Source organism: Micromonospora sp. NPDC049101 (genome assembly GCF_040648675.1).
Lineage (GTDB): Bacteria > Actinomycetota > Actinomycetes > Mycobacteriales > Micromonosporaceae > Micromonospora.
This window is the reverse complement of record NZ_JBEZED010000013.1, coordinates 96,982-118,659: the sequence shown is the minus strand read 5'-3', so window position 1 is coordinate 118,659 and position 21,678 is coordinate 96,982. Positions and strand designations below refer to the sequence as shown.

Below are 21,678 nucleotides of genomic sequence, written 5' to 3'. Positions count from 1 at the left end.
ACATGTCACCCCGCGAAACGGTAATCCGCGACATTCGACCGTTCCGCGTCCGTGGCCAGGCGCTACGCACCGACCTGTGTGGACACCCGCGTCCGCGTACTTTAAGGAAGGTTTAAGGAACTGTCGAGTACGGGCGGCGGGCACCTACCATTCGGCGGCCGTGGCCGTTCGGGTCAGCCTCATGTCGGCTCGTTGGGAGTGCCAGGTGTCGTACGAGAGCCCGCCGCCGTCACGTCATCGCCCGCCGGGGTGGCCGGCCCGCACCAAGCTCGGCGTGGCCGCCGGAGCGGCGGTGCTGCTCGCCGCCGCGGCCGGGGGCGTATACCTGGGCAACGGCGGGGTGCCGCCGAGGCCGTCGAACGCGGCCAACGCCGTGGATTACCCGTCTCCATCGGCCCGGCCCACCGAGTCCGCTGCGGCAGCGTCGGCCGTCGCGACGCCATTGACCTCCACGACCCCACCGATCGCCGCGACCCCGTCCACCGCCGCCGCGCCGAAGATCCCCGCCACCGGCTGGATTCCCGTCGACCGCGCGGCCTGGAAGGCGCAGGCCGACGCGTACCGGGCGTTGACGATCGACCCGGTCCCGGCCGGTGTGGGCAACCTGCCGGAGTTCCGCGCGGACTGCCAGTACAGCCACCGGTTGCCGGATGACCCGATCGTCGCTCCTGGCCTACCGGGCGCCTCACACATGCACTCCTTCGTCGGCAACAAGGCCGTCGACGCGAACACCGCCGCCGGTGACCTGACGAGGTTCACGGCCACCTCCTGCAAGCCGGCGCAGGACCACTCCGCCTACTGGGTGCCCACGCTCTACGACAACGCGACGGGCAAGCCGGTCGAGACCACTGGCTTCCGGGTCTACTACCGATCGCTCGCCAAGAACTCGACAGGCCAGATGCCGCTGCCCAACGGCCTGCGCATGATCTCCGGCGACGCCAAGAAGAAGAAGCCGACCCCGCGTGGCGCGACCGGGCAGTTCTACTGCGCCTTCTACGGCCCGGGGGATCTCGACGGCGTCGCCCGCAGCACAAACGGCAACTGGCCCATCTGCGGAGGGGACGCGACGCTGCACTTCATGATGCAGTTCCCCGACTGCTGGGACGGCAAGCACCTGGACAGCCCCAACCACAAGGACCATGTGACGTACGGCAGCGGCGACGCCTGCCCGCCCAGCCATCCGGTCCGGATTCCGGCGATCACCTTCGACATCCAGTACCCGGCGAAGGGCACCCCGGCGGGCTACTACCTCTCCTCCGACAAGGAGGGCAAGAGCGCCTCGTCGATGCACGGCGACGCGTTCGTGATGTGGGACGTCGCCACCATGAACAAGCGCACCAAGAACTGCGTCCTCGGCCGCCGGACCTGCGACAACTACGGATACCAGAAATAGCCCGGGGCCAGGCCCGTGTCGGCCTGGCCCCGGGGTCTGATCGGTCAGCTACGCAGCGTCCACCGCTGGTTCGCGCCGCCGTTGCACGACCAGAGGATCACCTTGGTGCCGTTGGCGGTGGCAGCGCCGTTGGCATCGAGGCAGAGCCCGGACTGGGCGTTCGTGATGGTGCCGTTGGTGTTGACGTTCCACTGCTGGTTCGTGCCGCCGTGGCAGTCCCAGATGATGACCGCGGTGCCGTTGGCCGTGCCGGCCCCGGACGCGTCCAGGCACTTGTTGCCGTACACGGTCAGCTGCTTGCTGGCGGTGTGGGTCCACCGCTGGTTGGTGCCGGTGGAGCAGTCCCAGAGTTGCGTCTGGGTGCCGTTGGTGGTCGAGGAGTTGGGCACCTCCACACAGCGGCCGGACTGGCCACCCACGAGTTGCCCGACGCCCGTACCGCCGCCGCCCTGCTGTTGCCGGACGATGAATGTCGACTCCGCCGACCGGTTGCCCTGCGCGTCGACCACGTAGAGCCGGTACTCGCCCTGGGTCGTCGGCACGGCGATGGAGGTGGCGGTGCCGGTCGCCCTGGTCATCGTCGCCCCGGCGGTGAAGGTGGTCGTGCCGGACGGAGCCAGCCAGACCGACTTGGTGGCGTCGCCGGTGCTGCGGATCGGGATCGACGCCGTGGCACTGGCGACGAACGTGCTGGCCGGCAGCACGTAGTTCGGCGCGGAGAAGGTGCTCGCCGCAACGATGTCCCGGTACGCGTCCTCAAGTCCGGAGTTCGCGGCGATGCTGTAGGCCGCCGCGGGCCAGACATAGTCGGAGGAGACGAGGATGTCGGCGACCGTGCTGTTCGGCAGGTTCTTGTTGGAGACCTTGTTGATCGGGCCGTAGATCTGCGTGATGCTCAGATCGTGCTTGCGCCCGAAATCATCCGAATTGATCATCCAGGTGACGTTCTTGTCGATGCTCAGGACGTTGTCGCGGAACGTGATGAACGCCGACCCCTCGTCCGGGTGCAGCCCGTACTTGTGGCCCGACGGCACGCCCTGGAGATAGTTGTTGGTGATCATCGTCCCGGGCTGGCTGCCGAGCGTGTAGATGGGGGCCGTGTCACTGAGGCGCTGCACCGTGTCGATGATGTGGTTGTAGCTGATGTTGTTGTTTCGCGCCGTCGTGGTGGGTCGGTTGGGCACGATCGAGCCCGATGACCCGTCGAAGTTCCACCAGCCCCAGCCGAGGGTGATGCCCGACCACGGAGTCTTCTCGATCCGGTTGTGCTGGATGGTGAGGGTGTCCGCGAAGTAGGCCGAGATGGCGCTGTGCCCGTTGAACAGGACGGCACTGTCGTAGAGATAGTTGTTCTTGATGTCGATGTTCTTCGGCAGCCCCTCGACCTGCGCGGAGTACTTCTCGCGGTTGGTCGACGTGCCGTCTCCGATGTAGACGTGCTGGGGATGGCCCACCAGGATCGCGGAGCCGGCGATGTCGTTCGTGGAGTTGCCGATCAACTGCGAGCCCTGCACGTCGTTGACCATGCTGATCCCGTCGGCACCGGTGTGCTGGATCCGGTTGCGTTGCAGGAGGATCCCGTCGGCGTTCTGCACCTGGAGAATGCCGGGAACGACGTCCACGTTGCGGTAGTGGTAGACGTGGAAGTTGCCCTTCGCGTACACCTGGGCGCCGAGGTTGCCCTGCTGCGCCTGCTTGAAGGACGCGCCGGCGACGTTGAACAGGTTCCAGTCGGAGTGCTGCACGGTCAGGCCGGAGAACGTGATGTTGCGGGCGTGGCTGCTGGTCGAGGTGCCGGCGACCCGCAGCACGGTGGTGACGTTGTTCGGCGCGTAGACCGTCGCGGTCGACATGTTGTCGGCAGTGGCCTTGTAGTAATAGACCGTCTTGGTGCCCTTGTCGAAGAAGAACTCGCCCGGCGCGTCCAGGAACTCGTAGGCGTTCATGAGCTTGTGGGTGCCGCCCACCTGGGCGTTGCCGTTGAACGAGCCCTGGGCGATCGCCGCACCCGGCTGCTGGAACAGGGCGACCCGGTTCGCGCCGTCGGAACTCGTGGTCACCTGGCGGACACCCACGATGGCCGTGGTCCAGGTTGTCCCCGTCTCGATCTCGATGTCGTCCTGGTTGCGGGCGACGGCGGGGAAGTCGTTCAGGCTGTATTTGGCGCCGTCGCACTGCGAGCCCGACTCCCAGGCCCACGCGGCCTGGTTCGCGGTGATGTTGTACGTCCCGTAGCACCCGCCCGAGCTGATCGTCTTCGACGCCATCACGGCTCGCTTGTCATTGACGTACAGCGCCCGCAGCTTGTTGGCGCGATCCAGTGGCGCCTTCCAGATGTTGCCGCTGTGCTGGGTCCACCCGGTCACCTGGACACCACCGTCGAGGACCGGCTTCTCACCGGGGTACGCGCCATAGCTGACCCGGAAGCCGTTGGTGCCCGAGTCGCTCGTGCCGAACTCGACGGTGCTGCTGATCGGATAACTCCCACCGCGCAGCAACACGTCGATGTCGCCGGTCATGTTCGTATTCACCGTACGAACGACATCCCGTGCGCGTTGCAGGGTCTTGAATGGGGATTCGAGCGTCCCCGCGTTGGTGTCGTTGCCGTCCGGGGCGACATAGTAGGTCGCCTGCACCGCGGCCGAGGCCGGTAGCTGATTCGTCAGCACGGCCGGCACTGCGGCGGAGACGAAGACCGCGAGCGCCAACAATGACGTTCGAGCGGTGGATATTGCTGATTTCACGTGCTGTTCCTTTCACTTGCCGTCGACGGGATGCCGAATGTGGGTATCGAGCGACGAGCACGGAACAGCGATGCCACTAAGGACTGGCGGAGGGGCTGCTGTCGCCCGACCGCACTCTTTTTCCAATCGCTACGAAGCTCTCCCAGGGACTGTATGTCGAACGTGTGACGACTGCAACAGTCAATTAAGAGTGGTCAATGCGCAAAGACGCTCGTACCGGGCAGAACGCCCGAGCCCCGCCCCCGGCGTCACCGGCATCGTCCGATGAATCCGCGACGAAGGAGCGCGCTGCCCAGCGGGCTGAGTACGAGCACTCATCCCGCCGCCGCCGTCGGCCGGCATGCTCGACGCCATGGCTCATCCGCACCGACTCGGTCGACGACCCTCCGGCACCCGGCGACGGCTCGGCTCCACGCCGCTGGTCTGCGCCGTGCTGGCGCTCTGCCTGGTGTCGACCGGATGCGCGGAGTACGGCGACGGCACCTCGATGGCACGGGACCACGCCGCGGCCGAGGCGAAGCGCCTCGACGAGGAACTCGGCCATCGCGACTGGGTGCGGGACGCCGAGTACATCGCCGCGACCGAAGTCCTCGACCCCACCGAAGACGGCACGTCGAAGGTCCGACGTGAGCCGCTGGCCTGGTCCGGCCGCACGTTCGGCGACGAGCGGGCCACCATCGACGTCCGGTTCGTGGTGACAGTGGACGAAGACCCCGGAGGGCCCTTCGGCAACCCCGGGCACTCCGCCGGCCAGGCCACACGGTGCTATCGCTACCTGCTGAAGCTCGGCCGCAACACCTCATCCGAAGAGATCGACTGCCCCTCCGTGCGGATGCCTCTGGTGCCCGTCGCCAAGCCGTACCCGGCGATGCCCGCCGACGCGCGCGACCGGCTCGCGGCGGCGCTGCGCACCGCCACGCCCGACACCCTCGCGGGCGCCGTGCGAGCCGCCTTCCCGGAGAAGCACGTCACCGTCGACACGACCACCCACGAGAATGCCCTCGTCGCCGTGCTGAGCGTGCCCCCCGAGCGGCAGTGCCTCCTGCTGGTCCGGACGCCCGGCGGAGCCATCGAAGCACCGGCGTACGACCCGATCTGGCTGGCACCGGGCGAGACGGGGTGCAACACCGGGCTGTACGTCTCGCCACCGCGCTAGCCGAGGAGCCGCGACGCGGGCCGCGCGAGCGTCAGGGGTCGGTGGTACGAACTGGGCTGACCCGAGACGCGGCAGCAGCGGAGGACACCACCATGCGGACACACACGGCGGCCCGCCGCTGGGCCACGACCTGGGCCGACGCCTGGCCGACCCGGGACATCGACGCGATCGTCGCCCTGCAACGGGAGGACGGCGACCACTGGGCCTCCCTGTTCCGCCCGTACCGGGGCCGAGCCGGCCTCCGGGCCTACCTGGAGGAAGCCTTCGCCGAGGAGTCCCGACCCGCCCAGGTGTTCTTCGGCGAGCCACGGGTCGACGGCGATGCCGCAACCGTGGAGTACTGGGCGGTGGTCCACCTCAAGGACCAGCCCCTGACCATCTCCGGATGCACCGTGCTGCGTTTCGACGAGGCGGGCCTCGTCGCCGAGGCCCGCGACTACTCGCACGTGCGCGAGGGCCACCACTCGCCGCCGGCCGGCCTGTTCACCTGACGAGAGGCAGCACCGCACTCCAGGACGTGTGTTCGACGCTGCCTTGGTCAATCTCGACAACCGCGACTCGACCCGGGGATCCGGATCTGCGAGAACAGTTCTTCGTCACATAAGCGCGACTCACACCAGCACCGTGCGTGTGGTTAGGATCTGCGGATGGCTGACGAATTCGACGTCGTGGTGCTCGGCGCCGGTCCCGGTGGCTACGTGGCCGCCATCCGTGCTGCTCAACTCGGTTTGCGCACGGCGGTCGTGGAAGAGAAATACTGGGGCGGCGTCTGCCTCAACGTGGGTTGCATTCCGTCGAAGGCACTTCTCCGCAATGCCGAACTGGCCCACCTGTTCACGCGCGAGGCCAAGACATTCGGCATCAGCTCGACCGGCGAGGTGACCTTCGATTTCGGGGCCGCGCACGCGCGCAGCCGCAAGGTCGCCGACGGCCGGGTCAAAGGCGTGCACTACTTGATGAAAAAGAACGGCATCACCGAGATCAACGGCCGGGGCACGTTCACCGGAGCTGACACGCTGCGCGTCGATGGTCCGGACGGCAGCCGGGCCGTGTCGTTCCGGCACTGCATCATCGCCACCGGCGCCACCCCGCGGCTGCTGCCCGGCACCCAGCTCAGCGAGCGCGTGGTGACGTACGAGGAGCAGATCCTGAGTGCCGAGCTTCCCGAGCGAATCGTCATCGCGGGCGCGGGTGCCATCGGGGTCGAGTTCGCGTACGTGCTGCACAACTACGGCGTGCAGGTGACCATCGTCGAGTTTCTCGATCGGATGCTCCCGCTGGAGGACCCGGAGGTGTCGGCCGAGCTGCGGCGGCACTACCGGCGGCTGGGCGTGGACGTGTTCACCGGCACGCGGGTGGAGCAGATCGAGGAGACCGGCGCCGGGGTGCGGGTCACCGTGTCCCGTGGTGGTGAGCAGCAGGTCATCGAGGCCGACAGGGTTCTCCAGGCCATCGGCTTCACGCCCAACGTCGACGGGTACGGCCTGGACGAGCTGGGCGTCGAGCTGGCTCCCCGGGGCGCGATCGCGGTGGACGGCCGCTGCCGCACGAACGTGCCGAACGTCTACGCCATCGGCGACGTCACCGCCAAGCTCATGCTCGCCCACAACGCCGAGGCCATGGGCATCGTGGCGGCCGAGACGATCGCCGGCGCCGAGACCATGGAGATCGACTACGCCATGGTCCCGCGGGCCACCTACTGCCAGCCGCAGGTCGCCAGCTTCGGCTACACCGAGGAGGAGGCCCGCAAGCTCGGCTACACCGTGAACGCGGCGAAGTTCCCCTTCACGGCCAACGGCAAGGCCCACGGCCTGGGCGACTCCAGCGGCTTCGTCAAGATCCTCAGCGACGACGCCACCGGCGAGCTGCTCGGCGCCCACCTGATCGGTCCTGATGTGACCGAGCTGCTACCCGAGCTCACCCTGGCCCGGCAGTGGGAGCTACGCGTCACCGAGGTGGCCCGCAACATCCACGCCCACCCGACCCTCGGCGAGGCCGTCAAGGAGGCCATTCACGGCCTGGCCGGCCACATGATCAACATGTAGCACCGATCGTTGATGTGCCTCCGGGCACGCGAATCCCGAACCCCGCAGATTGATGGATCGGCATTGCGTCCCTCGCTTACGTCTGGCGGGGCGGCGTGATACAAGGCAGTCATGTCTGGAGCGGAGCTATCCACGGCGTTACGGGTCTTGGGCGCCATCGCCAAGCCCGCGACCGACAAGCTGAAGCGCCAGGAGGGCGTGGTCGCGGTCCTGCACAAGCTGGGCATGGCGCCGGACGCGCCACCGCCCGACTTCGCGGGCGTCTACACCTACACCGTGGTCGAGTACTGCTACGGCAAGCCAGAACCGGTACTCCGGCTGTTCCAGAACCAGTACGTGCGCGAGGCGTTCGAGCGGTCCTTCGTGACCGGCGACCCAGCTCACCTCGACCGCGAGGTCGCCGAGATCCTCCAGTGGAATGAGGAGACCGGCGCGCTCGGCCGTCTCGACTACAACCTGGCCCGTGAGGTCACCGGCTTCTCGATAGTCTTCAACCGGCTGGTCGACCGCACCCGCACCGCCGCCGAGACCAGGATGGAGCTCGGCGTCAACGACATCCAGGAGACCCTCGCCGGGCTGATCAGGCGAATTGACCGGATGGGCACCCGCGAGGAGATCCTGCGGCAGGAGGGCGGGGCGATCACCTCGATCCGGCACCTGGCCAACGAGTTGCGCGAGTGGTTCGCCGCGGTGGAATACCGCATTCTGCGGGAGGTCGAGTCCGGCCCGGCGGAGTTCGTCTGGCTGGTGCGGGTGCCAGCCCGCCGTGGGTACGACACCGCTGTCGTCCTCGGCAAGAGTGGCGAGCTCAGTGCCCCGGACGTCACCCGCGCTGCCGAGTTGGTGACGGCCCACCACGCGTCCGAGGGCTGGGTGGTCGTGCCGCAGCGGATCAGCAAGGCCGCCCGCGCTGTCGACGAGCAGCTCGAACAGGTCTACTGCTACACCCTCGACGAGTTGATCGACGAGAGCGCCGACTTCGAGCCGTACCTGAAATGGCTTGAGCGCGAGGTCCGCGACCGCCAGATCGACGAGCGGTTCGTGCCACCCTCCTGTGTGAAGGACGAGCCCGACCGGGGCAGCGGTCGGATCGCCGCCCGGAGCGTCTACTCGTGGCGCGAGGGCGGGCTTGGCGAATACGTGCGGTCCTGGTTGGACGACGACACCAAGGAGCACCTGTCGATCCTCGGCGAATTCGGCATGGGCAAGAGCTGGTTCAGCCTCCACTTCGCCTGGACCGTCGCGCAGGAGTGGCGGGCGGCCAAGGCCTCCGGCCGCAAACGGCCGCGCCTGCCGCTGGTGATCCCGCTGCGCGACTACGCCAAGGCGGTCAGCCTTGAGTCGCTGTTCAGCGAGTTCTTCTTCCGCAAGCACGAGATCCTGCCCGGCGGCTACGGCGTCTTCGAGGCGTTGAACCGGATGGGTCGACTGCTGCTGATCTTCGATGGCTTCGACGAGATGGCCGCCCGGGTCGACCGCCAGGCGATGATCAACAACTTTTGGGAGCTGGCCCGGGCCGTCGTTCCCGGTTCGAAGGTGTTGCTCACCTGCCGCACCGAACACTTCCCCGAGGCGCGCGAGGGCCGCGACGTGCTCAGCGCCCGGCTGGCCGCCTCGACGCAGGCCCTGACCGGCGAGCCGCCGCAGTTCGAGGTGGTCGAGCTTGAGCCATTCGACGACGACCAGGTGGACGAACTGCTCGACAAGCTGACGAGCGGTCCCGCGAAGGACGTCATCCTGCAGAATCAGGACCTGGTCGACCTCATCCGGCGCCCGGTCATGGCTGACCTCGTGCTTTCCGCGCTGCCGGCCATCGAGCGCGGTGCGAAGGTCGACATCTCCCGCGTCTACCTGTACGCGGTGCAGCACAAGATCGATGCTGACATTCGGGCCGAGCGTACGTTCACGTCGCTGGCCGACAAGGTCTACTTCCTGTGCGAGCTGTCCGCGTACATGCTCAAGGAGTCGATCCTCAGCATCAACTACCGGGCGATTCCCGACCACATCCGCGCGTGCTTCGGTCCCGCTGTCCAGGAACAGCGCGACCTGGACCACTGGCACTACGACATGCTCGGGCAGACCATGCTGGTCCGGAACTCGGAGGGCGACTACTCCCCGGCCCATCGCTCCCTGCTCGAGTTCTTCGCCGCGTACCGGATGGCGGCCAAGCTCGGCGTGATGAACGAGGACTTCATGGCCCTGATCGGGTCGGTGCGGCCTACGCGCGAGCCGAGGTTCACGTGGTCGGAGCTGCCGTCCATCCCGGCCGACGAGCGCGCCGCCGCGATCGGATGGCGCCCGGAAGGTCTTCAGCAGCTCGCCGACTCCGCTGTCAGTGTCGACACGCCCGCCGTCTTCGACCTGATGAGCCCGATGCTGACCACGAACCCGATCGAGTCGCTTGTCGAGTACCTGCGGTGCACCGCGGAACTGTCCGACACGCACACGAGCCTGCTGGGCGCGAACCTCATCGAGATCATTGCCCGAATTGACCCGAACACGCTGCGCGGGCGACAGCTCGACGGCGTCGACCTGCGGTCGGCGCAGCTGGATCGGTATGACGCGGGAATGAGCCTGGCCGGCTGCTCGCTGCGCGGAGCCAGGTTCGAGGGCGCCGATCTGGAGGACGTGGACCTGGCTGGCGCAGACCTGACCGGCGCCCGTTTCGCCACTGCCGATTACCTCGGCTTCGAGCGCGGCGCCGTGGATTCCGTCGGCAGCCGCGGCGACCTGCCGGTCGGCTGCCGTACCCGGGACAGCCAGCTCTACCTGTGGACGCTGTCCGAAGATCCTGAGCTGGTCTTGAGATTGCCTGGCAAGGTGGATGGCGGCGTGATGTTCGACGACGGCAAGATGCTTGTCGTCTATCGGGACGACACGACGGCGTCGCGGCTCGCCGGAGTCCTCCACGATCCGGCGAGCGGCACGATGTCGCCGCATCCCATCCGCGGGATCACCGGCGACGCGTGGCAGATCGACGAGAAGCACTATCTGCTGGAGTTACACCAGCGCGAGAACGGCGAGTTGCTCACTCTGCGCGACATCGACACGGACGCGCTGACCGCCGAGATCCTCCTTGAAGCGGCCAATGTGACATTCGAGGTGAACGGGGCCGGTCGGGTGTTCGGCCTCAACGTGCTGGGCGCCGACCAGGACGACACCTTTCCGACATCCGAGGTCGAACTCTTCGAGCTGCTCATCGGCGCGGGCGGAGACCTTCGCTACGAGGCGCACCGCACCCTGCGGGTCCCCACGGCCGACGCGGACAACATGCAGCTCTACGGTGCGAGTGGCGTCGGCGTGATCTCAGTCGACGACGACGGTCCGCACCTGATGCTGCTCGACGTCGACACGGGCAGCGTGCGCCTGGTCGACTTCGTGGACCCGTACGGGGAACCCTACGACCGGCTCCTCGACTACCCGGCCCGGAGCCTGCGCGCGTTCAGGCTGAGCCGGGACGGCAGCGTCGCCGCCGTCCCGTACAGCGGCGGCGTTCGCGTGTTCCACGTCGACGAGCCTGCCCGGCCGATCCTGGAGATCGACCCCGACCGTCATGCCACGAGCTTCACCTTCACCGACCGGGGCCTTCTGGTCGTCGCCGACGCCTATGGCGGCCTCAGTGCCTATGACCTGGATACCCGCGCCGAGGTCGCCACGGCGAACCTGAGCAGCAAGGTCCGTGGTGCGATCTTCCGGGAAGCCACAGGCCTGCCGCAGGCCGTCCGCGACCACCTCGCCCGCAACGGTGCGATCGTCGAATAGCCGTGCTTCCTCGGACCTGCAGGCTGTTCTGGCACCTGTGGCACGGCGGGTGGATCCATCGGCAGCACCTCGATCCACGGCATGGCAGCCAAGCCGGTGTTCGACCTGCAGGTCAGCGTCGCCGACCTCGACGCCGCCGTAGTCGCGTTCGATGAACCGGTTCCCGCCCACCACACCCCCCTGCGGCTCCTTTGCTCTGCACCCGCGGAGGCGACACTCACGGTCCGTAGCTGGCGCCTCCGCGGGTGCAGAGCAAGGGATGGCGGAGAGATGGTCGTTGCTCGTCGAGCAGCGGGGAATCGTTCGGGTAGACGTGGTCGGTCGAACATCGTCACCGGCTCCAGGTTGGGCTTCGACCCGGCGGTTGGCAGTGACCGCAGCGGAGGAATGGGCTGCCGCCACCGGCTGGTCCCCGCGCGGCGTCGACCGTCGAGGACTGGCTGCCCGTTAGCCGGCTCGCACCGCATCCACTTCCGCCGCCGTCCGATCGTCAGGTCACGTCTCGAGATGCGCTGCCAGGTTGGCGAGTGAGGAGGTCATGCCAGCGGCGTGGTCGCCGGCGGAGATACCGACCGGGACGTTGTCCGCCTGGAACTCCACGCGTGTGCCCTGCTCCACCTCCGTGACCGTCCACGTCATCGTCATCGTGCCCGAGTGGGCCGGGTCCTCGGAGACGAAGTCGACGGCCTGCACCACCCGTACACCAGGGACGATGTCGACGAAGGAGGCCTCCACCACGTCCGAGTCCGCGGTGCTCTTGCCCGGTGCGGTCGAGGCGTCGGCATAGGTCAGCACAAGCCGGTAGGACCCGCCCGGCCTGGCGTCGAACCGCTCGAATCGGGCGCTCATGCCCTCGGGTGGCAACCAGATCGTCAGCGCTTCGGGGTCAACGAGTGCCGCGTACACACGGTCGGCCGGAGCCATGATCACTCGGGAAGCCGTGTCCGTCCTAGCCATGGTCGGATCCTAGTTTCTCGACGCTTGAGAATTGCTCCGCGCCTGCGCCCACCAGGCCCGGTCCGCGCCGGCTTCCTCATGCCGCCGGACGGCGGGTGCCGCCGTCCGCGTGCCTCTCGACACCCGCCCGGCGCTTCAGGACGGCCGGGACGGTTCGGTGCTCGTGGGGGCGACGGCCCGGGCCGCCCGGAAGTTGCTGTGCAGCAGTTCCGCGGTACGGAAGGACAACTCGATCGACTGGCTGCGGTTCAGCCGGGGGTCGCACGCCGACTCGTAACCGGCCTGCAGGTCGTCGAAGGCGACCGGTTCCCCGCCGCCGACGCACTCGGCCACGTCGTCGCCGGTCAGCTCGATGTGCAGGCCCCCGGGGTGGGTGCCCAACGCGGCGTGTACCTCGAAGAAGCCCGTCACCTCGTCGACTATGTCGTCGAAGCGTCGGGTCTTGTGCCCGCTCGGCGCCGTGATCGTGTTGCCGTGCATCGGGTCGCTGACCCAGATGACCTCGCCACCGACGGAACCGGCCGCCTCGACCAGCGCCGGAAGCCGGTCACGGACGAGCTCGGCGCCCATCCGCGCGATGAAGGTCAGTCGGCCGGGCCGGCGGTGCGGGTCGAGCAGTTCGACGTAGGCGACCACCTCTTCGGGTGTGGTGCTCGGCCCCAGCTTGACCGCGATGGGGTTGTCGATCGTGGTCAGGTATGCCAGGTGGGCGCCGTCGAGCTGCCGGGTGCGCTCGCCCAGCCACAGCAGATGACCGCTGCCGGCGTACCGGCGGCCGCTGCGGGGATCCGTTCGGGTCAGTGCCTCCTCGTAGTCGAGCAACAGACCCTCGTGGCTGGTGTACAGGTCGACCCTGCGGCTACCGGACAGGTCCATGTTGCAGGCCTGGACGAAGCGCAGCGCCCGATCGATGTCGTCGGCGAGGCGCTCGTAGCGTTGGCCGACGGGCGAGCGAGCGACGAAGTCCTGGTTCCAGGCGTGCACCTGACGCAGGTCGGCGTACCCGCCGGTCAGGAAGGCCCGGATGATCGCGAGAGTCGCCGCCGACGCCTGGTACATCTCGTGCAGGCGGCGCGGGTCGGGCCTGCGGACCTCGGCGGTGAACCCGATGCCGTTGACCGCGTCGCCACGGTAGGCCGGCAGGGTCACGCCGTCGCGGGTCTCCGTCGGCGTCGACCGTGGTTTGGCGAACTGCCCGGCCATCCGCCCGACCTTGACGACCGGCAGTGAGCCGGCGTATGTGAGGACCACCGCCATTTGGAGCAGGGTTTCCAGCTTTCGGCGGATTGCCAGCGACGAGGTGCCTACGAACGTCTCGGCGCAGTCACCACCCTGGAGCAGGAATGCCTCACCCCGGGCGACCTGCGCCAGCCGGGTCGTCAACTCGTCACACTCCTGCGGTGACACCAGGGTTGACGCGGTACTGAGCTGGCCGACCACCCGGTCCAGCAGGTCCCGGTCCGGCCAGTCCGGTGCCTGGGCGACCGGTCGGCCGCGCCAATGATCGGCCGCCCGGGTGGTGGCGGTATGGGCGTGGTGCACAGGAGCGAGCAGAGCGCTGGTCATGGCAGCCTTCCGCATCGGCAGAGCATGGTCTGGTGAGACGGGTCATGGACCGGCCAGGCTGAGCGTAGGCCCGGCGGACCCAGCCCCGTCAAACCCGTAGGGGCCACTTGAGCGGCCCGGCAAGAACGTCCGCGTACCTCCGCGGCCTGGGAATTCGCCACCACGACGGACACCGCGAGGGCGAAGTGGACCGGTACACGGACCGGCGAATGGTCTGGGGTCCCCCGGTGCCACCTGCTTGGCTGGCAGCGGCGAAGGGGGATGTGATGCCGACGAATGAGGCTGCCCGGACAGATCGCGACGCCGTGACGTCGCAGGGCCTGCTTGAGCACCCGAGGATCCGGGTCGCGGTACGTTCGACGGAGTTGGCCTCGCGCGATCCGTTGGAGCTCTACGCCTCCCTTGCCGCCAGCCTCGGCAGTCACCAGGTGTTCCTGCTGGAGAACCTCTCCGGGTCGGAGCCGCAACGACAGGGTTCGGTGGTCGGCTGGGGGCGTCTCGCGCAGATCCGGCTACACCCGGAACACCTGGAGTTCGACGGGGTGACCGGCATCGTGGAAGCGCTGCGGCGGTTGGCCGCCGGACTCGGGTTGCGCACCGACGGGCCCGACCGGTGGAGGTTCGACCGGTCGGAGAGCGTCTGGGAGCTGCTGCGCCACACCCAACGCCTCTTCGACGTGGTGACCGACGAGCCGCCGCACGCGTACGCCTTCGGTTTCCTCCTCACCGCCGGCTACGGCGCCGCCTGGCACATGGAGGACCTGCCTCCCCGGCCCGAGGGTGACGTCCCGGATCTGACGCTGACCCTGTTCCAGCAGTCGGTCTGGTTCGATGCCCGCACCGGCCGGGTCCGGCACCTGCGCGGCGACAACCCGTGCTTCCCCGCCCTCCCGGACGTACCACCGGTTCCGGAGTCGGCCGGGCTGTCGGTGGCGGTGCCGGCGGCGCCGCCCCCCGACGAGGTCAGCGACAACGTCGACCGGGAGACGTTCCTCGGCTGGGTGCGACGCTGCCTGGAGCACATCCACGTCGGTGACATCTACCAGATCCAGATCGGCCACCGGATCGACGTGCGTACGTCGCTGACCCCACTCGAGGTGTACCGGCGGCTGCGGTGGCGCAATCCCTCGCCGCACATGTACCTCCTGCCGCACGCCGACTCCACCCTGATCGGTGCCAGCCCGGAGCTGCTGTTCCGCACCGAGGGGGACCTGCTGGTGATGCGGCCGATCGCCGGCACCACCCGCCGCGACCCAGACGGGCAGGGGAACGACGAACGCGTGCGGGCGCTGCTCGCCAGCACGAAGGAACGGGCAGAGCACATCATGCTGGTCGACCTGTGTCGCAACGACGTCAGTCGTGTCGCCCGACCGCGCAGCCTGGCCGTCGACCGGCTGATGGCGGTGGAGGCCTTCTCCCACGTCTTCCACCTGGTGTCGACCGTCTCGGCCCGGATGGATCCGGCCACGGACCTCTGGGCGGCGCTGCGGGCGACCTTTCCCGCGGGCACGATGACCGGTGCGCCGAAACTGCGGGCCATGGAGATCATCAGCGAGATCGAGCGGGACGATCGGGGCAGCTACGCGGGCGCGGTCGGTCTGGTCGACGCGCGCGGCTGGAGCGAGCTGGCGCTCTGCATCCGCACCGTCCGCTTCGACGGCACCCGGTACTCGACCCAGAGTTCGGCCGGGATCGTGGCCCAGTCCGACCCCGAGGGCGAATGGGCCGAGACCCTGCACAAGATGTCCGCCGCCTACTGGGCCCTGACCGGAGAGGAACTGAAGCCGTGAAGGTGCTTCTCATCGACGCCTACGACAGCTTCGTGCACATCATCCAGCAATACCTGCGGGATCTCGGCGTGCACGCCGAGACCGTACGGTCGAAGACGCTGTCGGAGGCCGACCTGCTCGCCTGGGGGCCGGACGCGGTGGTTCTCGGGCCCGGCCCCGGACACCCGGCCGACTCGGGTCACGTGGAGCTGGTACGGCTCTTCGCCGACCGGGTGCCGGTGCTCGGGGTGTGCCTCGGTCACCAGGCCATCGGGATGGCCTTCGGCGCGGAGGTGCGGGTCTCCGGCCGGCCGATGCACGGTCGCACCAGCGTCGTCCGGCACGACGGGCGCGGCGTCTTCACCGGCCTGGCGCCGGACATGGTCGCCACCCGTTACCACTCGCTGGTGGTCGGCGAGCCGCTGCCAGCGGTGCTGGAGGCGACCGCTCACTCCACCGACGACGGGTTCGTCATGGGTTTGCGGCACCGGCATTTTCCGGTCGAGGGCATCCAGTTCCACCCGGAGAGCATCACCACCGTCGACGGCATGCGCCTGCTGGAGAACTTCCTGACTGCCTCGGTGGCGGCGGTCTGAGCGATCCGGCCGGCCCGTCAGGCGCTGTGGCGCAGGCAGGGCCGGCCGGACAGCTCCGCGGCCGTCTCCCCCACAACCCGGATCGCCTCGAACAACCCCGACCTGGGCAGAGCGGCGTACCCGACTACCAGAGCCGCGGTCGGCGAGGGCTCCGCCGTGGCGCAGGACCGGCCGCCGGCGACCAGCACCGAGCGTCGGGCCGCGCCGTTCACCAACGCGGCCTCGTCGATGTGCGCGGGCAGTCTCAGGTACGCGTACAGCCCGGCCGCCGACCCGCTCATGCGGGCCTCGGGCAGGTGACGGCCGACGGCCTGGGTGAGCGCTTCGCGTCGGGCCCGGCAGCGGGCCCGCATACGTCGGGCGTGGCGGTCCAGTAGCCCGCTGCGGATGAACTCGGCGAAGGCCAACTGGGTCAGGCTGTCGCCGGCGAACTCACGTTCCGAGCCGACCCGGTCGAGGACGGACGACAGGGTGGGCGGGACGCACAGCCAGCCCACCCGCAGCCCCGGGCCAAGGATCGTGCTGGCCGTGCCGGCGTAGATGACCCGGTCGGGCGACTCGCGTTGCAGGGCCAGGGGCCGGGGCCGGGGTTCCATCCACAGATCACCGTCATGGTCCAGCTCGATGATCCACGCGCCGGTGTCGTGTGCCCAGCGCAGCAACTGGTCCCGGCGATCCCGGGTCATCGTGACCCCGGTCGGGAACTGGTGGGCGGGCGTCGTCAGCACCGCCCGCACCCCGCTGCGGGCGAGCGCCCGCACGTTGATCCCGCTGGCGTCGACGGGCACCGGGTACAGTCGCTGGCCGAACCGGGCGGCGATGTCCCGGTGCCGAGGGTGACCCGGGTCCTCCACGCCGAGCTGGTCGATCCCGATGCGGCGCAGCGAGATGCTCAACAGTCGCAGCGCCGCCGAGAAGCCCGCGGTGACAAGTGTCTGCCCGGGGCAGGCACGGACCCCGACGACCCGGCCCAGATAGCCCGCGAGTTCCGTGCGCAGTGCCGGGACGCCGAAGGGGGGCGGCCGGTCCAGGTCGGGCAGGCGGACCGACCGGATCGCCCGGTCGTACGCGGCCAGCCAGTCGCGGTGCGGGAAATGGACCGCGTTGCTCGCATCCGGCCGGAGGTCGAACCGGACGAGCTGCGCCGCGGCATGCTCCACCGGCTCGGGCCGGGCCGATACCGGCGTGATGTGCCGGGCGACGCGGGTGCCCGAGCCCCGTACCGCCTCCAGGTAGCCCTCGGCTATCAGCCGGTCGTACGCCTCCACCACGACACTGCGGGAAACCTCCAGGTCGGCGGCGAGTTGCCGGCTGGACGGCAGTCGGGTGGCCGGCCGCAGCGACCCGGCGGTGATCTCACGCTGGATGGCGTCGTGGATCTGCGCGGTCAACGGGGTGCCGGAGCTTCGGTCGACGTGGATGAACAACCGCCAGGTCATCACACCACTCCCTCGACGCGCGAAGTGGACCGGCCGTTCGACGTCGGGGTGGTCTGGCACGGCGCGACCTCCGATCCGACAGTGGGCAGGAGGATCTGAGAGGGGAAGCGATGACCGAGACCGATCGGCGCTGGGCCGTGCTGTTGAGCGCCCTGCTGCGGCGTGAGGATCTGACCGCGACCGACACCGAGTGGGCGATGGACGAAGTCATGCGGGGTGCGGTCGGGCCGGCCCGGCTGGCCGCCTTCCTCGTGGCGTTGCGCGCCAAGGGTGAGACCGTCGCCGAGGTCGAGGGGCTGCTGCGGGCGATGTACGCGCACGCGGTGCCGGTGCCCGTCGCGGGCCCGACCGTCGACATCGTCGGCACCGGCGGGGATGGCGCCCAGACCGTGAACATATCCACGATGGCGTCGATCGTCGTCGCCGGCGCCGGGATCCGGGTGGTCAAGCACGGCAACCGGTCGGTGTCGTCGTCGAGCGGCTCCGCCGATGTCCTGGAACACCTCGGGGTGCCCCTGCCGCTCTCGGCCGCCGACGTGGCCACCCTGGTCGATCAGGTGGGCATCGGGTTCTGTTTCGCGCCCGTGTTCCATCCGGCGATGCGGCACGCCGCCCCCGTCCGCCGGGAGCTGGGAGTCCCCACCGTGTTCAATCTGCTCGGGCCCCTGTCCAATCCGGCCCGCCCGTCCGCCCACGCGGTCGGCGTCGCCGACGTGCGGGCCGCCCCACTGGTCGCCCGGGTGTTGGCCGGTGGCGGCGCAAGCGCACTGGTGTTCCGTGGCGACGACGGGCTGGACGAATTGACCGTGACCACGACGTCCCGGATCTGGTCGGTGCAGGACCGGACGGTGCGCGAGGAGGTCTTCGATCCTCGCGAGATCGGTATCGGCTACTCCCCGTTGGCGGCGCTGCGCACCACCGGGCCACAGGACAGCGCGCGGGTCGTGGGCGAGGTGCTGGCCGGTGCGGCCGGCCCGGTACGCGATGCGGTGCTCCTCGCGGCGGCGGCCGGGATCGCGGCGGCCCGACCGACCGACGAGTCGGTCACCGCCCGGCTGGCGACCGGTGTACGGCTCGCCGCGGAGGCCATCGACTCCGGCGCCGCCCGTCGGCTGCTCGATCGCTGGCGGGAGGTCGGCGGTGCGCTGGCCAGGAGCGCCGTGCGGGCTCCGGACGGCACCGTCGCCGCACTGTAGGTAAGCCGGGCGGGACGGGTTCCGGAAGGGGCCGGCGGCCGGACGGGCAGAGCCGAGCTGCCGGCACGGTCGGATGCCGACCCCGACCGGGTACAGCGGCAGGACCGACCGCCGGGCGTCGGCGGTCGGTCCTGCCAGCAGGTCAAGCGGGCACACGAGCATCCCGGATGCTGTCGGCCAGCAGCGCGGCGAAGCCACGGACCGCGTCGAGCCGGGCGGCCTGGTCCTTGTTGTCGATCAGCTGGCGGACGAAGCCGGCGCCCACGATCACGCCGTCGGCGTAGGCGGCGATTCGAGCCGCCTGCTCCCCGGTGGACACCCCCAGCCCGACGCAGACGGGTAGGTCGCTGACCGCTCGCACCCGGCCGACGAGCCGTTGCGCCGCTTCCGCCTTGGCGCCGCCGGTGCCGGTGACACCCATCAACGCCGCCGCGTAGACGAAGCCCCGGCTGGCCGTTGCCGTCCGGCTGAGCCGCTCGGTGGTCGAGGACTGGGCGACCAGGTAGATCCGGTCGAGCTGGTGGGCGTCGCTTGCCGCGGTCCAGCCGCTACGGTCCGCCTCCTCGGGAATGAGATCCGGGATGATCAGCCCGCAGCCGCCGGCGGCGGCCAGTTCCTCGGAGAACCGGTCGACGCCGTAGCGCTCGACCGGGTTCCAGTAGGTCATGCAGACCGCGGCCGCTCCGGCGGCGGTGATCGCCTCGACGGCCTCGAAGACATGCGGCGTGACAGTTCCGTTGGCCAGTGCGACATCCACGGCATGTTGGATGACCGGCCCGTCCATGACCGGGTCGCTGTAGGGCAGACCGACCTCGATCACGTCGACGCCCGCGGCGACCATCGCCTCCATGGCCGCTATCGAGTCGGCGACGGTGGGAAACCCGACCGGTAGATAGCCGATCAGCGCTCCCCGCCCGGCCGCCCGTGCGCTACGCAGGACACGGCTCAGCCTGGTCTCCGACGTGTCTGCGTCACCCACGATCGTCCCCTTCCAACCCCAGGTGCTCGATGGCGGTGTGCATGTCCTTGTCCCCTCGTCCGGAGAGGCAGACGACGATCACCGGTTGGGCGTCGTTCGGACCGGTGGGCAGCGTGGGCGCGATCCGGAGCGCCCCGGCCAGCGCGTGCGCCGACTCGATCGCCGGGATGATGCCCTCGGTACGGCTCAGCCGCGCGAAGGCCCGCATCGCCTCGTCGTCGTCCACCGGCTCATACCGCACCCGGCCGGTGTCGTGCAGCCAGGCGTGTTCCGGGCCGACCGCCGGGTAGTCCAGCCCCGCGGAGATGGAGTGGCTCTCCCTGGTCTGTCCGTACCGGTCCTGGAGCAGGTAGGTGCGAGCGCCGTGCAGCACGCCCACCGAGCCTCCGGTGATCGAGGCCGCGTGCCGGTCGGTCGTCACGCCGCGTCCTCCGGCCTCGAAGCCGTACAGGCGCACCCGGCTGTCGGGCACAAACGCGTGGAACGCGCCGATCGCGTTCGAGCCACCACCGACGCACGCCGCCACGGCCGTCGGTGGGGCCAGACCGAGGGCGGCCACCTGGGCGCGAGCTTCCAGCCCGATCACCCGGTGGAAGTCGCGGACCAGTGCCGGGAACGGGTGCGGGCCCGCCGCCGTGCCGAGGACGTAGTGGGTGGTGTCCACGTTGGTCACCCAGTCCCGGATGGCCTCGTTCAGGGCATCCTTGAGCGTACGGCTACCCACCGACACCGGAACGACCTGCGCGCCGAGCACCCGCATCCGGGCGACGTTGAGCGCCTGCCGGCGGATGTCCTCCTCGCCCATGTAGACGACGCACTCGAGGCCGAACAGTGCCGCCGCGGTGGCGGTCGCGACGCCGTGCTGGCCGGCACCGGTCTCGGCGATCACCCGGCTCTTGCCCATTTGACGGGTCAACAGCGCCTGGCCCAACACGTTGTTGATCTTGTGTGAGCCGGTGTGATTGAGATCCTCGCGCTTGAGCAGGATCCGCGCGCCGACGCCCTCGGCGAACCGGGGCGCCTCGGTCAGCGGACTCGGCCGCCCCGCGAAGCCGGTCAACAGCGCTGCGAACTCGGCGTGGAACTCCGGATCCTTACGGGCCTGGTGATACGCCTCGGCCACCTCGGCCAGCGCCCCCATCAGCGCCTCCGGCATGAACTGCCCACCGAACCGACCGAAGTGGCCGTCCCCGCCGTCGGACAGGTCAGCGCCGTCGAGCGCCTCGGCCACCAGCGCCACGTACGCCTGCGGCGGCGCCGCCCACGGGGGGGTCATCGGGCCACTCCCGCCGGCCGCTGGCCCGCCGCCACCAGAGCGGCGACCGACCCGCGTGGATCCGCGCTGGTCACCAGCGTCTCACCGACCAGCACGGCCGCCGCACCAGCTTCTCGGTAGGCACTGACATCGGCCGGAACCCGCACCCCCGACTCGGCGACCCGGACCACGTCGTCGGGCACCAGGGCGGCCATCGTCGCGAACACGCCCCGGTCGACCCGCAGTGTGTTGAGGTCCCGAGCGTTGATGCCGACCACCCGTGCGCCAGCGTCGACCGCCCGGCGCACCTCTTCGGCGTCGTGCGCCTCGACGAGGGTGGTCATGCCCAGCTCGGTCGCCTGCCGCAGCAGCGACTCCAACTCGGCCTGGCCGAGCGCGGCGACGATCAACAGCACCAGGTCGGCCCCGTGGGCTCGAGCCTCCCAGAGCTGGTAGGGCGAGACGATGAAGTCCTTGCGGAGCACCGGCACCCGCACCGCGGCACGGACCGCGCTCAGGTCCGCCAGGGAACCACCGAACCGGCGCGGTTCGGTGAGTACGCTCACCGCGGCGGCGCCCCCGGCCACGTACGCCTCGGCGAGCCCGGCCGGGTCCTCGATCGCGGCCAGCGGACCCCTGGCCGGGCTGCGCCGCTTGATCTCGGCGATCACCCGTACCGCGTCGCCGCGCAGCGCGGCCACCACGTCCAGCGGCGGGGCGGCAGTGGCTGCCGCCGCCTGGAGGTCGGCCAGTTCGACGAGCGCCTCCCGTTCCGCCAGATCAGCGCGCACCCCGCGGACGATCTCCTGCAACACGCTCAT

Annotated in this window: 16 protein-coding genes; 9 read left to right on the top strand and 7 right to left on the bottom strand. The window is 69.5% G+C overall.

Annotated features, from left to right (window positions below; genetic code table 11):
- The first annotated feature begins 160 nt into the window (after nt 1-160).
- Nucleotides 161-1,393, top strand: a complete 1,233-nt coding sequence (locus AB0B57_RS19565; RefSeq protein ID WP_357071297.1) for a DUF1996 domain-containing protein — start codon at nt 161-163, stop codon at nt 1,391-1,393.
- A gap of 44 nt (nt 1,394-1,437) precedes the next feature.
- Here AB0B57_RS19565 and AB0B57_RS19560 read toward each other — a convergent pair whose 3' ends face one another.
- Nucleotides 1,438-4,137, bottom strand: coding sequence for an RICIN domain-containing protein (locus AB0B57_RS19560; RefSeq protein WP_357071293.1), 2,700 nt, complete (start codon nt 4,135-4,137; stop codon nt 1,438-1,440).
- Between the two features lie 352 nt (nt 4,138-4,489).
- Here AB0B57_RS19560 and AB0B57_RS19555 point away from each other — a divergent pair, with 352 nt between their 5' ends.
- The 5 genes from AB0B57_RS19555 to AB0B57_RS19535 all read left to right on the top strand — a co-directional run bounded on the left by AB0B57_RS19555 (nt 4,490) and on the right by AB0B57_RS19535 (nt 11,631).
- A complete protein-coding gene (locus tag AB0B57_RS19555; RefSeq protein ID WP_357071290.1) occupies nt 4,490-5,293 on the top strand; it encodes a hypothetical protein in 804 nt (267 codons plus the stop codon).
- 92 nt (nt 5,294-5,385) lie between these two features.
- Entirely contained in the window at nt 5,386-5,784 is a 399-nt protein-coding gene (locus AB0B57_RS19550; RefSeq protein ID WP_357071287.1) for a nuclear transport factor 2 family protein, read from the top strand.
- Between the two features lie 156 nt (nt 5,785-5,940).
- The gene (gene lpdA, locus AB0B57_RS19545; RefSeq protein WP_357071284.1) at nt 5,941-7,338 is read left to right on the top strand and encodes a dihydrolipoyl dehydrogenase; all 1,398 of its coding nucleotides are present in this window, start codon (nt 5,941-5,943) and stop codon (nt 7,336-7,338) included.
- Nucleotides 7,339-7,449: 111 nt separating this feature from the next.
- Complete coding sequence (locus AB0B57_RS19540) at nt 7,450-11,100, top strand: NACHT domain-containing protein (protein WP_357071281.1); 3,651 nt, start codon at nt 7,450-7,452, stop codon at nt 11,098-11,100.
- A 57-nt stretch (nt 11,101-11,157) separates the two neighbouring features.
- On the top strand, nt 11,158-11,631 hold the full coding sequence (locus tag AB0B57_RS19535) for a hypothetical protein (protein WP_357071594.1): 474 nt from the start codon (nt 11,158-11,160) through the stop codon (nt 11,629-11,631).
- Here AB0B57_RS19535 and AB0B57_RS19530 read toward each other — a convergent pair.
- Nucleotides 11,596-12,057, bottom strand: coding sequence for an SRPBCC domain-containing protein (locus tag AB0B57_RS19530; RefSeq protein ID WP_357071278.1), 462 nt, complete (start codon nt 12,055-12,057; stop codon nt 11,596-11,598). The genes AB0B57_RS19535 and AB0B57_RS19530 overlap by 36 nt on opposite strands.
- A 135-nt stretch (nt 12,058-12,192) precedes the next feature.
- Nucleotides 12,193-13,623, bottom strand: coding sequence for a class II 3-deoxy-7-phosphoheptulonate synthase (locus AB0B57_RS19525; RefSeq protein ID WP_357071591.1), 1,431 nt, complete (start codon nt 13,621-13,623; stop codon nt 12,193-12,195).
- 266 nt (nt 13,624-13,889) lie between these two features.
- Here AB0B57_RS19525 and AB0B57_RS19520 point away from each other — a divergent pair, with 266 nt between their 5' ends.
- Nucleotides 13,890-15,413: an anthranilate synthase component I family protein gene (locus AB0B57_RS19520; protein WP_357071275.1), complete on the top strand. Its 1,524-nt coding sequence runs from the start codon at nt 13,890-13,892 to the stop codon at nt 15,411-15,413.
- Nucleotides 15,410-15,988: an aminodeoxychorismate/anthranilate synthase component II gene (locus AB0B57_RS19515; protein ID WP_357071272.1), complete on the top strand. Its 579-nt coding sequence runs from the start codon at nt 15,410-15,412 to the stop codon at nt 15,986-15,988. The genes AB0B57_RS19520 and AB0B57_RS19515 overlap by 4 nt, the downstream gene beginning before the upstream one ends.
- Nucleotides 15,989-16,005: 17 nt before the next feature.
- On the opposite strand, the gene AB0B57_RS19510 is transcribed toward AB0B57_RS19515, so the two are convergent.
- Nucleotides 16,006-17,427, bottom strand: coding sequence for a PLP-dependent aminotransferase family protein (locus tag AB0B57_RS19510; protein WP_357071269.1), 1,422 nt, complete (start codon nt 17,425-17,427; stop codon nt 16,006-16,008).
- A gap of 110 nt (nt 17,428-17,537) precedes the next feature.
- Here AB0B57_RS19510 and trpD point away from each other — a divergent pair, with 110 nt between their 5' ends.
- The gene (trpD, locus tag AB0B57_RS19505; protein ID WP_357071266.1) at nt 17,538-18,623 is read left to right on the top strand and encodes an anthranilate phosphoribosyltransferase; all 1,086 of its coding nucleotides are present in this window, start codon (nt 17,538-17,540) and stop codon (nt 18,621-18,623) included.
- Between the two features lie 142 nt (nt 18,624-18,765).
- Here the strand turns inward: trpD and trpA are convergent, their stop codons facing one another.
- From trpA to trpC, 3 genes are read right to left on the bottom strand one after another with little or no spacing between them, the layout of a single operon-like run.
- Entirely contained in the window at nt 18,766-19,572 is an 807-nt protein-coding gene (trpA, locus tag AB0B57_RS19500) for a tryptophan synthase subunit alpha (protein WP_357071588.1), read from the bottom strand.
- A gap of 22 nt (nt 19,573-19,594) precedes the next feature.
- Entirely contained in the window at nt 19,595-20,878 is a 1,284-nt protein-coding gene (trpB, locus tag AB0B57_RS19495) for a tryptophan synthase subunit beta (protein ID WP_357071263.1), read from the bottom strand.
- Nucleotides 20,875-21,678: an indole-3-glycerol phosphate synthase TrpC gene (gene trpC / locus AB0B57_RS19490; RefSeq protein ID WP_357071258.1), complete on the bottom strand. Its 804-nt coding sequence runs from the start codon at nt 21,676-21,678 to the stop codon at nt 20,875-20,877. The genes trpB and trpC overlap by 4 nt, the downstream gene beginning before the upstream one ends.

Bases quoted from the DNA above. Each gene is read 5' to 3' on its own strand.
- trpD (WP_357071266.1), top strand. From the start codon at position 17,538: ATGACCGAGACCGATCGGCGCTGGGCCGTGCTGTTGAGCGCCCTGCTG.
- AB0B57_RS19550 (WP_357071287.1), top strand. From the start codon at position 5,386: ATGCGGACACACACGGCGGCCCGCCGCTGGGCCACGACCTGGGCCGAC.
- trpB (WP_357071263.1), bottom strand. From the start codon at position 20,878: ATGACCCCCCCGTGGGCGGCGCCGCCGCAGGCGTACGTGGCGCTGGTG.
- trpC (WP_357071258.1), bottom strand. From the start codon at position 21,678: ATGAGCGTGTTGCAGGAGATCGTCCGCGGGGTGCGCGCTGATCTGGCG.
- AB0B57_RS19510 (WP_357071269.1), bottom strand. From the start codon at position 17,427: ATGACCTGGCGGTTGTTCATCCACGTCGACCGAAGCTCCGGCACCCCG.
- AB0B57_RS19540 (WP_357071281.1), top strand. From the start codon at position 7,450: ATGTCTGGAGCGGAGCTATCCACGGCGTTACGGGTCTTGGGCGCCATC.
- AB0B57_RS19530 (WP_357071278.1), bottom strand. From the start codon at position 12,057: ATGGCTAGGACGGACACGGCTTCCCGAGTGATCATGGCTCCGGCCGAC.
- lpdA (WP_357071284.1), top strand. From the start codon at position 5,941: ATGGCTGACGAATTCGACGTCGTGGTGCTCGGCGCCGGTCCCGGTGGC.
- AB0B57_RS19555 (WP_357071290.1), top strand. From the start codon at position 4,490: ATGGCTCATCCGCACCGACTCGGTCGACGACCCTCCGGCACCCGGCGA.
- AB0B57_RS19520 (WP_357071275.1), top strand. From the start codon at position 13,890: ATGCCGACGAATGAGGCTGCCCGGACAGATCGCGACGCCGTGACGTCG.
- AB0B57_RS19525 (WP_357071591.1), bottom strand. From the start codon at position 13,623: ATGACCAGCGCTCTGCTCGCTCCTGTGCACCACGCCCATACCGCCACC.